General features: G+C 73.4%; 8 protein-coding genes and 1 tRNA gene. 3 read left to right on the top strand and 6 right to left on the bottom strand.

Features of this window, described 5'->3' with window-relative positions:
- Nucleotides 1-104: 104 nt before the first annotated feature.
- Nucleotides 105-1,268 (top strand): LLM class flavin-dependent oxidoreductase, encoded by a 1,164-nt coding sequence (locus HTZ82_RS29370; RefSeq protein WP_254712202.1) that lies wholly within the window; start codon nt 105-107, stop codon nt 1,266-1,268.
- A gap of 236 nt (nt 1,269-1,504) precedes the next feature.
- Complete coding sequence (locus HTZ82_RS29375; protein WP_375540875.1) at nt 1,505-3,181, top strand: glycosyl hydrolase family 18 protein; 1,677 nt, start codon at nt 1,505-1,507, stop codon at nt 3,179-3,181.
- A 95-nt stretch (nt 3,182-3,276) separates the two neighbouring features.
- Here the strand turns inward: HTZ82_RS29375 and HTZ82_RS29380 are convergent, their stop codons facing one another.
- A complete protein-coding gene (locus HTZ82_RS29380) occupies nt 3,277-4,938 on the bottom strand; it encodes a bifunctional diguanylate cyclase/phosphodiesterase (protein ID WP_254712203.1) in 1,662 nt (553 codons plus the stop codon).
- Nucleotides 4,939-5,738: 800 nt separating this feature from the next.
- Between HTZ82_RS29380 and HTZ82_RS29385 the strand changes: the two genes are divergently transcribed.
- On the top strand, nt 5,739-6,947 hold the full coding sequence (locus HTZ82_RS29385) for a M6 family metalloprotease domain-containing protein (RefSeq protein WP_175412434.1): 1,209 nt from the start codon (nt 5,739-5,741) through the stop codon (nt 6,945-6,947).
- A gap of 68 nt (nt 6,948-7,015) precedes the next feature.
- Here HTZ82_RS29385 and HTZ82_RS29390 read toward each other — a convergent pair.
- From HTZ82_RS29390 to HTZ82_RS29410, 5 genes are all read right to left on the bottom strand, one after another.
- Nucleotides 7,016-7,089: transfer RNA gene (locus HTZ82_RS29390), tRNA-Lys, on the bottom strand.
- Complete coding sequence (locus HTZ82_RS29395) at nt 7,080-7,760, bottom strand: bifunctional DNA primase/polymerase (RefSeq protein WP_175412428.1); 681 nt, start codon at nt 7,758-7,760, stop codon at nt 7,080-7,082. The genes HTZ82_RS29390 and HTZ82_RS29395 overlap by 10 nt, the downstream gene beginning before the upstream one ends.
- 116 nt (nt 7,761-7,876) lie before the next feature.
- A complete protein-coding gene (locus HTZ82_RS29400) occupies nt 7,877-8,233 on the bottom strand; it encodes a hypothetical protein (RefSeq protein ID WP_175412429.1) in 357 nt (118 codons plus the stop codon).
- 226 nt (nt 8,234-8,459) lie between these two features.
- Complete coding sequence (locus HTZ82_RS29405) at nt 8,460-9,794, bottom strand: AAA domain-containing protein (RefSeq protein ID WP_175412430.1); 1,335 nt, start codon at nt 9,792-9,794, stop codon at nt 8,460-8,462.
- The gene (locus HTZ82_RS29410; RefSeq protein WP_175412431.1) at nt 9,791-11,401 is read right to left on the bottom strand and encodes a hypothetical protein; all 1,611 of its coding nucleotides are present in this window, start codon (nt 11,399-11,401) and stop codon (nt 9,791-9,793) included. The genes HTZ82_RS29405 and HTZ82_RS29410 overlap by 4 nt, the downstream gene beginning before the upstream one ends.
- Between the last annotated feature and the right edge of the window lie 74 nt (nt 11,402-11,475).

Below are 11,475 nucleotides of genomic sequence, written 5' to 3' on the forward strand. Positions count from 1 at the left end.
GCTCTTCGAGCAGGGGGTACCCCCACAGGCGCGAACGGGGGTCTGGGGGCGGAGCCCCCAGTTTCGGGAAGGGGCGGGGTAGGGGAATAAGCGGATGGTCCCTCCTGTTGCGCCGTGCGTACCGACGTCGTCGTCAGGAGGGGCCACCGGTGAGCGATGCGATACGAGGTGCGGCGAGCGGAACCGCGTCCGTCCCCCTGTCCGTACTGGACCTGGTCACCGTCGGCAGCGGCAGCACCGCGACCCGCGCGCTGGCCGCCGCCGCGCGGACGGCGCGGGCGGCCGAGCGGCGCGGCTACCACCGGCTGTGGGTCGCCGAGCACCACTCCATGCCCGGCGTCGCCTCGACGTCCCCGGCCGTGATCCTCGCGCACCTCGCCGCGCACACCCGCCGCATCCGGCTCGGCTCGGGCGGCGTGATGCTGCCCAACCACGCCCCGCTCGTCATCGCGGAGCAGTTCGGCACCCTGGAGGCCATGGCACCGGGCCGTATCGATCTGGGCCTCGGCCGCGCGCCCGGCACCGACGGCGCCACCGCGGCCGCCCTGCGCCGCACGGACCACCTCAACGAGGGGGCGGACGAATTCCCGCAGCAGCTCGCCGAGTTGGTCCGCTTCCTGGACGGCGACTTCCCGGACGGGCACCCGTACTCGCGTATCCACGCCGTGCCGGGCCCGGTGCAGGGGGCGGCGGGGCCCGGCGGGCGGCCGCCGGTGTGGCTGCTCGGGTCCTCCGGCTTCAGCGCCCGGCTGGCCGGGGCGCTCGGGCTGCCGTTCGCGTTCGCCCACCACTTCTCGGGGCGGCACACCGTGGAGGCCCTGGACCTGTACCGGGCGTCGTTCCGCCCGTCGGCGGTGCTCTCGGAGCCGTACGCGCTGATCAGCGTCTCCGCGTTCGCCGCGGACGACGAGCGGGAGGCGCGCCGCCAGACGCTGACGGGTGCGCTGTCGATGGTGCGGCTGCGTATGGGGCGGCCGGGGCTGCTGCCCACGCCGGAGGAGGCGGAGTCGTACGCGTACGGGCCGGTCGAGCAGGACGTCGTGGACGACTGGATGGCGCGGGTCGTCCATGGCACCTCGGACGAGGTGCGGCTCGGCCTGGACGAGCTGCGCAAGCGCACCGGCGCCGACGAGCTGATGATCACCGCCCATGTGCACAGCGACGAGGCGCGGCTGCGCTCGTACGAACTGATCGCTGACGCGTACGGGATGGGGGACACCGGTTCGCCGGCTGGTTCGTCCTCGGGAAGCGGCGCACAAGATTCCTAAGGCAGCCTTAAACCGCTCGTCACCGCCGGTGGCGAGCGGTTCCTTTTGTGCCGTCAGGGCTTTGACGAGCGCTTTTGATCCCGGATTGGTCTAGTCCTCATTTTGGTTCAGACCATTGACGCACTGTTCGCGCGGCGGCTATCAATTCTTCAACTTCCGCCCCGCGTCCTACGCTTCACCCCCCTCGGAGGCTGCTCGTGCACGCCCGTAAACCGCTGATCGCCGCGCTCACCGGCATGGCGCTCGCCGCGACCGGCGCCTTCGCCGCCGTCGCCGGACCCGACACCGCCCGCGCGGCGGAGACCACGCCCTCCGCGGCCTCCACGGGCGGCGTGAAGATCGCCTACTACGACCAGTGGAGCATCTACGGCAACGCGTTCTACCCCAAGCACCTCGACACCCGGGGCATCGCGGCCGAGCTGGACGTCATCAACTACTCGTTCGGCAACATCCACCCCACCGACCTCACCTGCTTCATGGCGAACAAGGCGGCGGGCGACGACAACAACCCCAACGCCGGTGACGGCGCGGGCGACTCGTACGCCGACTACCAGCGCTCGTTCTCCGCGGCCGACAGCGTGGACGGCGTCGCCGACAAGTGGGACCAGCCGATCGTGGGCGTCTTCAACCAGTTCAAGGAACTGAAGGCGAAGCACCCCCATCTGAAGATCAACATCTCGCTGGGCGGCTGGACGTACTCCAAGTACTTCCACGACGCGGCCAAGACGGACGCGAGCCGCAAGAAGCTCGTCTCCTCCTGCATCAAGCAGTACATCCAGGGCGACCTGCCCGTCGAAGGCGGCTACGGCGGACCCGGCACCGCGGCCGGCGTCTTCGACGGCATCGACATCGACTGGGAGTACCCCGGCTCCGACGGCGGCCACCTCGGCAACCACTACGGCCCCGAGGACAAGCAGAACTTCACGCTGCTCCTCGCCGAGTTCCGCAAGCAGCTCGACGCCTACGGCGCCGCGCACGGCGGCAAGAAGTACCTGCTGACCGCCGCGCTCCCGGCAGGCCAGGACAAGATCAGGCACATCGAGACCGACAAGATCGGCGCGTATCTCGACTACGCGAACATCATGACGTACGACATGCACGGCGCCTGGGACGGCGACGGGCCGACGTACCACCAGTCCCCGCTGTACTCGGGCGCGGACGACCCGACCGACCCGATCGCGCCGGGCACCGAGAAGTACTCGATCGACAACGCCATCGACGCGTGGATCGACGGCAAGCCCGCCTACGGCATCGCGGGCGGCTTCCCGGCGGACAAGCTGACGCTCGGGTACGAGTTCTACTACCGCGGCTGGAAGGGCGTGCCGGCCGGGGCGAAGAACGGCCTCGCCCAGCCGGCGACCGGCGCCTCGGCCGCCCGGCCGGTGAGCCGGCAGGCGGGCATCGCGCACTACAAGGAGCTCGGCGGCGTCGTCGACAACGCGGCGACCACGTTCTGGGACGACGACGCGAAGGCCGCCTACTTCTACAAGGACGGCGAGTTCTTCACCGGTCTGGACAAGCGGGCCATCCAGGCGCGCGCCGACTACGCGCACAGCCGGGGCCTGGCGGGCGCGATGATGTACTCGCTGCTGGGCCTGGACGAGAACGCGACGCTGTTCCGCCACATCGTGGACGCGGTCGGCGGCTCCCCGCAGTCCCCGACCCCGACGCCGACCCCGACGCCGACGCCGACGCCGACTCCGACGCCGACCGAGCCCACGCCGACGCCGACCCCGACGCCGACGGAGCCGACCGGTTGCACGGCCCCGGCGTGGGTCGCGACCGCCGAGTACACGGGCGGTACGCAGCTCTCCCACAACGGCCGGCTGTGGAAGGCCAAGTGGTGGACGAAGGGCGAGGAGCCCGGAACGACCGGTGAGTGGGGCGTGTGGCAGGACCTCGGAGCCTGCTGACCCACCCCCACCGGTGGAGAGCCACCCCCCACACCACCGCCCCTGACCGGAGAGCCGCGGCCTCCCGGTCAGGGGCGGTCCCCCATTCCTTGCCTTTACGCCGCGTCTCCCCGCAGCAGTTCCGCGATGCGCTCCGGTGGCACGGCCCGGGAGTACAGCCAGCCCTGGCCGGTGTCGCAGCCGATCCGCCGCAGCCGGTCCGCCTGACCCGCGGTCTCCACGCACTCGGCGGTGACCGTGAGACCCAGCCGGTGCGCGAGGTCCACCATGGCCTCGACGATGACCTCGTCGGCCGGGTTCGGATGCGCCTCGTCCTGGAAGCCGCGCACGAACGATCCGTCCAGCTTCAGCGCCGACACCGGGAGCCGGCTCAGATAGGCGAGGTTGGAGTAGCCGGTGCCGAAGTCGTCGATGGCGATGCGCACGCCCATGTCGCTCAGCGCCTGGAGGGCCTGCAGGGGCCGCCCGGCGGAGCCCATCACGGCCGACTCGGTCAGCTCCAACTGGAGCAGGTGCGGCGGCAGGCCGGTCTCCTCCAGGATCTCGGCCACGTCCGCCACCAGGTCCGAGTCCCAGACCTGACGCACGGCGACGTTGACGCTCACGAACAGCGGCCGCTCGTCCGGATGGTCCTGCTGCCACCGCCGCGCCTGCCGGCAGGCCGTCCGCAGCACCCATCGCCCCAACGGCACGATCGAGCCGTCTTCTTCAGCAATTCCGATGAACCGATTCGGCGCCAGCGTCCCGAACCGCGGATGGTTCCAGCGCACCAGCGCCTCGACGCCCCGGACCGTCCCGTCCGCCATCCCGACCAGCGGCTGGTACTCCAGCGTGAACTCGCCGCGGTCGACGGCGGGCCGCAGCGTGGAGGAGAGCGCCTGGCGGGTCATCCGGTGCGCGTTGCGCTCGGGGTCGAACAGCGTCCAGCGCGCCTTGCCGTCCGCCTTGGCCCAGTACAGCGTGGTGTCGGCGGCCTGCATCAGCCCGTTGACCGTCGTGCCGGCCGCGACGCGCTCCACGACACCGATGGACGCGGACATCGAGAGCCGCTGCCCCGCCAGGTCGAACGGCCGCTGTACGGCGGCGAGCAGGGCCCCGGCCAGCTCCGCGAGCTGGTCCGTACCGGTCGAGTCCTCGACGAGGACCGCGAACTCGTCGCCGCCGAGCCGGGCCACGAGATGGCCGCCTCCGCGCGCGTGGGCGTCGCCGTCGGAGCACTCGGTGAGGCGGGTGGCGACGGCGGCGAGCAGCCGGTCGCCGACGCTGTGGCCGAGCGTGTCGTTGATGGCCTTGAAGCCGTCGAGGTCGAGGTAGCAGAGCCCGATCCGGCCGGTGCCCCCGTCGTCGTACGAGGAGTTCTCCAGTGCCGACGTGAGGCGCTCGAAGAACAGGGTGCGGTTGGGCAGCCGCGTCACCGGGTCGTGCATCTGGAGGTGGCGCAGCCGGGCCTGGAGCGCGCGGCGGTCGCTGATGTCCGCGATGGACAGCAGCGCGTTGCGGCTCCGGGGCACGGGCGCGACGGTGACCTCCGCCCACAGGGCCCGCCCGTCGGGGTGCTTGAGGCGGCGCGTGCAGCGGAACCGGGAGCGGCGGCCGCGCAGCACCTCGCGGTAGGCGTGCCAGGTGCGGCGGTCGGCGGCCAGGTCGACGAGGTCGGCGGCGGCCTGCTCGCGCAGCGACGCCGGGTCGGTGCCGAGGAGCGTGGCGAGCGTGTCGTTCGCGTGGACGATCAGCCCGTCGGGGTCGACGACCGCCATGGCGAGGTGCGCGGCGTTGAAGGCGGCGTGGATGTCCCGCAGCTCGGCGAGGTGCGTCCGGGGGCGGGACCGCGCCTGCGCGGAAGAGGCAGAGGCGGGGGCGGAGGCGGGGGCCGGGGCCGGGGCGGGGGAGAGGGAGGCGAGGGCGGAGGAGGGGGCGGGCGCGGCGCCGGCGACGAGCGGGACGACGTCGGCCGTGCCCGTGGCCGCGAGGCCCGCGAGCGGCATCGCGAAGCCGGTGGTCGCGGTCACGAGGCCGGTTCGCGGCGGCCGTTCGGGCCATGCGTACCGCTCGTGCCGCGGTGCCGTACGAGGGTCGGCTGCGACCCCCGAATCATCACGCTCTGTGATCGCCAGTCGGGCCGTGCCGAGCTGTGCGACTGCCGTGTGTCCCGGTCCTTCTGGAGTTCCGCTCACCGCTCGCTCCCGCAGGGCAGTTGTGACGTACAGATGTGGTCGGGGGAGGTCAGCCAAGGAAAGTGTGCCGATCATAGAGGCACGCGCGGCGGGCGTTCCAGCGCCTTCGCCGGGCTGTGGACAACCACGCGCGGCGGGGCGGTCCGGTCACCCTTCCGGCCGATCGTTTCTGCACAGGTGTGGCGGGGGTCGGTTCTGCTCTGACCGGTTGTGACTGTCAGTGAAGTTGCGCATGAGGCGCCGGGTGTGTCGCCGCTCACCCGAGTGGGGCAGCGGAACAGGACGTTTCCGGTCAAATCCGCACAGGGTGGTGAGACGTCCCGTCTCTCGCACCGGAGGTCGTCGTGGAGGGTCAGCCGCCGCCCGCGCAGCCACCCGAGGGAGTGCACTGTCCCAGCCTGCGGGCGACGGCCGCGGGCCTGTTCTGCCTCGCCGCGATCGCCGCGACCGGCCTCGCGGCGGGCCCGGCGGCCGCCGCGCCGTCGGCGGACCCGTGCGCCCTGCCCCGTACCGGGGCGCACCACTCCCTGGGCCTGGACAGCTGGAACACCGCGTACCCGCGCCCCGAGCGCCGGCTGGACGCCGTGATGCTCTTCCTGTCCTTCCCGGACGCGGCCCCGCTGACCGGCACGGAGGAGATCGCCGCCGACTACTTCCCGGAGACCAGCCGGTTCTTCGAGCGGGCCTCGTACGGCAGGTTCTCGCTGCGGGCCCACCCGCGCCACGGCTGGCTGCCGATGCCGCGCCCCTCCACCGCGTACGCCATACAGCGCGACTGGGCGCCCGACCGGCGCGCCGCCTACCTGAGGGACGCGCTGGCCGTCGCGGACCCCGTGGTGGACTTCTCGCGGTACGACATCGTGTACCTGGTCGCGGACCCGGACGCGCCGGGCGTGGACTCGGACGCGACGAAGGTCGTGAACCTGCACACACCGCTGCGCGCCGACGGCCGTGCCATCGACCGGTTCGTCACGCTCTTCGAACGGCACCCGCCGGACCGCAACGTCCTCGCCCACGAGACCGGCCACGTCTTCGACCTGCCGGACCTGTACCACCGGCCCGTGGACGGCAAGGGCGACTGGGACACGCACGTCGGGGACTGGGACGTCATGGGCAGCCAGTTCGCGCTCGCGCCGGAGCTCTTCGGCTGGCACAAGTGGAAGCTGGGCTGGCTGGACGCCGGGCAGGTCCGCTGCGTACGGGAGCCGCAGCTCCTGTCCCTGGACCCGCTGGCGGCGGCGCAGCCCGACGGGGCGACGGCGCCCGGCACCCGGCTCGCGGTGATCCGCACCGGCGAGCACAGCGTCCTGGCGGTCGAGGCCAGGGGCGCCACCGGCAACGACCGGGACACCTGCACCGAGGGCGTGCTGATCTACCGCGTACGGGGCGAGGCGGCGTCCGGCACGGGCCCCGTGGAGGTCGTGGACACCCATCCGCTCACGGAGGCGTGCCGTGACCGCTCGGTGTACCCGCCGCTGGCGGACGCGCCGCTGGGCGTGGGCGAGTCGTTCACGGTGCCCGGCGAGGGCGCGCGGGTGGAGGTCGCGGACCGGACGCCGACGGGGACGTGGACGGTGAAGATCACCCCGTAGCGTCGGTCCCCGGTATGTGCCCGCACACGAAGAAGCCCCCCGCTTCCGCGAGGGGCTTCCTCCGTCTGTGCGCCGCCAGGGACTCGAACCCCGGACCCGCTGATTAAGAGTCAGCTGCTCTAACCAACTGAGCTAGCGGCGCCTGCTGACGTCGTAGACATTAGCACCCGTATCGGGGTCAGGTGAAATCGATACCCGCACGTCCCCGGCGGATGTGGCGCGCGCCACGCGGACGCACGCCCAGAGCAGCACCTCGGGCCCCGGAAGCCAGGGGGAGCGGGTGTCCGGGGCGACCACCCAGCGGGGCCCGTCGGCGCTGCCCGGCGCCAGGGGCGGCAGTGTGACCGCGTCGCCCACGCTGTGGCAGAGCATCGGTGGGACGGCGCCGCCCCACTCCTCCCAGGCGAGCAGCGACGGCAGCCGCCGGCCGGTGCCGGGGGCCGTGAACAGCAGCATCCGGCCCCGGTGCGTGGCGACAGGACCCGAGCCGGGGCCCTCCTCCCACAGCCGGTCCAGGAGTCGGCGCCCGAAGATGGCCGGGACGTTCACGACGTCGAAGACCGTGCCGCACGGCAGCACGGCGGGCGCGGTGGGGCGCGCCTCCCACAGCGCGAGCGTGGACGACGGGTACGCCGAGGCCGACACGAGCCAGTCGGCGCCGTCGGCGGTGATCTGCGCCGTGTGCTGCGGGCAGCCGGCGCGAGCCCGGTCCCGGTCCTTGTCCCGCAGCCGGCGGAACAGATCGTCACGGCGCTCGTCGACGTCGCCGTGGGCGGGGCTCAGGGGTGTCTCGGGTCGCAGCCATGTGCTCATACGTCAGGTCTACCGGCTGTGACGGTCCCGATCCGCTGAGTTCCCGAAAACCCGGACGCGCCAGGGTTCGCCCCGGTATCGTTCGCCCACGGCATATGCCGCTTGTGGTGTACGCCTCAGAGCTCGCCGTTGCGGTCGGCGCCCTTCAGCAGGTCCCGGCCGAACTCGACCATCTTCCGGGCATAGTCCTCGGTCCACTCCGCGCGCTCGGCGATGTCTGCGGTGGTGAGCCGGTCGAACCGGCGCGGATCGGCCAGCTGCGCCGCCGCGACCGCCTGGTACTCCACGGCCCGGTCGGCGGCCGCACGGAACGCCAGCGTCAGCTCCGTGGAACGGGCGAGCAGCTCGCGGGGGTCCTCGATGGACTCCAGGTCGAAGAAGTGCTCCGGGTCGGAGGCGGCCTCCGCAGGCTCGAAGAGCAGAGGCGCGGGCCGGAGCCGCCGCTGCTGCTCGCTCCGCTCGGTTTCCGCCATTGATGACTCCCCACGTTTCCGGTGCCCGGGCCGCCGTTCCGTTTCCCCACGACCCCCGCCCATTGTCCCGCCTCCCGCAAGACCGCGTCCGGCCCCCCGGGGGCTCCGCCCCCGAACCCCCGCTCCTCAATCTCCCCCAAGCTCTTCGAGCAGGGGGTACCCCCACAGGCGCGAACGGGGTCTGGGGCGGAGCCCCAGTTCGGGAAGGGGTGGGGTGGGGAACAGCTCACGGGCGCCACGCCACCCGGTGTTCCGCCAGGTGGGACAGGACCGCGTGGTTCGCCTCCCAGCCGTCCGGGAACTTCACCGTCACGCCGAGCTGGACCGGTTCCGTCGACGGGTGTTCGTCCAGGAGGTCCGTGACGCCCGCGCGGCACACCACGATGCAGGCGTGGCGGTGGCGGGACGCCAGGACGCACAGGCGGCCCGTCTCCAGGTGGAACGCCGTCGCGTCCGGGCGGCCCGACAGCGGGTGGAGGACGACGGTCACGTCGTACTCGCGGCCCTGGAGGCGGTTCGCCGTGTCCACCGTGACGCCCGGCACGCCCAGGTCCGCCAGGGCCGCGCGGACGGCGGCCGCCTGGTCGCGGTGGGCGGTGCCGACCGCGATGCGGTCCGCCGTGAGCGGGGCGGCCTCCTCGGAGCGCTCGCTCCACGTCGCCGCGCCCCGGTCCAGGAGCCGGCGCACCAGTACAGCGCAGGCACGCACCGCCTCGGGATCCGTGCGCGGCGTGCGGCGGGCCGGGAGCTCCAGGAGGCCCCAGCCCGACGCGGCCGCCTCGTCCAGGACACGGTCGGGCGCCGAGCCGTCGCCCCGCACCCCGAAGGCCAGGCGCCGGTCGCCCGCGCCCGTGCCCGCGCGGAACTGCGTGTACGGGTAGAACGCCGCCGACACGAGCGGCGCCGCCGACGCCGGCAGCCGCCACGACACCGGCAGCCGGTGCTGCGGCAGCTCCGGGTTGTGCGCGAGCAGCGTCGACACCGCGCTCGCCGACGGGTCGTACGACAGGCCCGCCCACTGCTCCGCGCCGACGACCGAGAACGGGTCGAGCTGCCCCGGGTCGCCCACGAACAGCGCCCGTTCGAACAGCCCCGCCACCGCCAGCAGCGCGTCCGACCGCATCTGGTACGCCTCGTCCACGATGGCGTGCCGCCACGGCTCGACGTTCTTCACATGCGCCCACTTCGCCGCCGTGGAGATGACGACCGGCAGGCCGGCGAGGTCCGCGGCCTTCGTCGACGTGCGTACGGTGTCGAGCGCGTCCAGCGCCTTGTCGTACGCGTCCGTGTCGCTCGCGTGCAGCCGGCCGACCTCCAGGTCCGGGTCCTTCTCGGCGAGCCGCAGCACCAGGTCGTCCACCTGCGCGTTCGTCTGCGCCACCACCATCAGGGGGCGGCCGGCCGACGCCAGCTCCAGGGCGGCCCGTACGACGAGCGTCGACTTGCCGGCGCCCGGCGGCGAGTCCACGACCACGCCCCTGGCGGCGCCGTGGAGCGTGTCCTCCAGGATGCCCGCCGTGGCGCGCGCGGCCGCCGCCGACGGGTCGAACACCTCGTTCACAGCACGTCCTCCGGGGTGACGGGATCCGGGGCCTCCGCGACGTCCGTGCGCGGCGGGCCGCCGTGGGTCCACGGGGTCTCCTCCGGGTCGGGCAGCTGCGGGCCCACCCGCGGGTCATGTTCGAACAGCGTCCACACGATCCGGTCGCCCTTCTGCGGAACCGAACCCTCTGCGGGCTCCTTCGCACGGCCCATCCGGTCCAGCACGCGCAGCACCAGCGTCCTGTCGCCGCCCTCGACGCCCTCGTCTCCCTCGTACCGTACGAACTCCGCCGTCTGCGGGCGGCCGTCCAGCGACCGGTACACCTTCACGCGCTCACCGACGTGCGGGGTGTCGTCCGTACGGACCGTCAGCAGCGGGCGCGGGGACGGGCGCTTGGAATCCGTCCACGTCATGGTCACGTCCAGCACCTCACCCGCGAACGCCTCGCCCGCCAGCCGCCGCCCCGCCATCACCAGCGGGTCGTCCAGCGCCTCCTGCGCCTCCAGCTGCGCCTGCGCGGCCTCCCGCGCGGCCAGCTTCCGGGCGGCCGTCACCGCGTCGTCCCGGCGCGGCTGCGGCGGCTCGCCCGCCCGCACCCGGTCCCGGTGCCCGGTGAACGACCAGCGGTCACGCGTCCACCGGTCCGCGACCCGCTGCCCGGGCGGCAACTCCCGTACGAGGCCGAGCACCCGCCACACGGCGTCCCACGTGGGCCGCAGCTGGGTCGCGACGAGGCGCCGGATCTCCCGCTCGGCGCGGTGCAGTTCGCCGAGCCGCTCGTCGGCCGCCTCGCCGTCCTCCGCCGCGCCCAGCGCCTGCCGGGCCCGGTCGTACCGCTCGACGGCCGGGGCCAGCAGCCGGTTGTCGAACGCCGGGTCGGTCGCGGGCCCGGCGGGCGGGCACAGCAACTGGCCGTCCCGGTCCCGCCCCAGCTCCGCGCGGAGCGCGGCGGCCGCGCCCGACTCCTCGTCCGGCGGGTCGATCCACGCGAGCAGCGCGCCCAGGTGCTGGTCCTCCAGCGACGACTGGCCCGTCGCCCAGTGCCGGTTCAGCAGGTCCGTCGCCGCCACCAGCAGCGACGAGCCCGGGACGCGGGCCCGCTCCCCGTAGTGCGTCAGCCACCGCCCGAGCAGCGGGACGCGCGGCGGCGCGGGGAACGGCGTCTCCGGGTCCTGCTCGGCCGTCCGCCGGAACCGCATCGACCGCCCGAGCAGCCGTACGTACTCGACGCCGGCGCGGCTCGGCACGACGAGCTGCGGCGCGTCGGCGCACAGCTCCACGGCGACCTTGACCTTCTTGCCGGTCTCCGGGTCGGTCTCGGACCGCTCGGCGGGCTCGACCACGTCCGCGTACGCGTCGATGTACGGAAGCACCGCCTCCGCCAGCTCGGCGATGAACGTGAAGCGCAGGTCGCGGTCGCGCGGCTGCGGTACGACGAGCAGCCGGGGCTCCTCCGGATCCGTCCCGACCAGCGCGCCGAGCGGTGCTCCCGCCTCACCCGCCGTCGTCAACGGCACCAGCACCAGCGGCCGGTCCGCCACGTGCCGGTGCCGCACGGTGGCCAGCGCCCGCGCCCGGCCGTCCTCCATGGCCTCCAGCCGCGCGAGGGTCCCGATCAACGACATACGCCCACTACTCCCGCCCCAGCCGGACGCCGCTCCGTCTTTCCCCACCCCGCCCCTTCCCGAATCGGGGGCTC

Source organism: Streptomyces sp. TRM64462 (assembly GCF_013362995.1).
Lineage (GTDB): Bacteria > Actinomycetota > Actinomycetes > Streptomycetales > Streptomycetaceae > Streptomyces.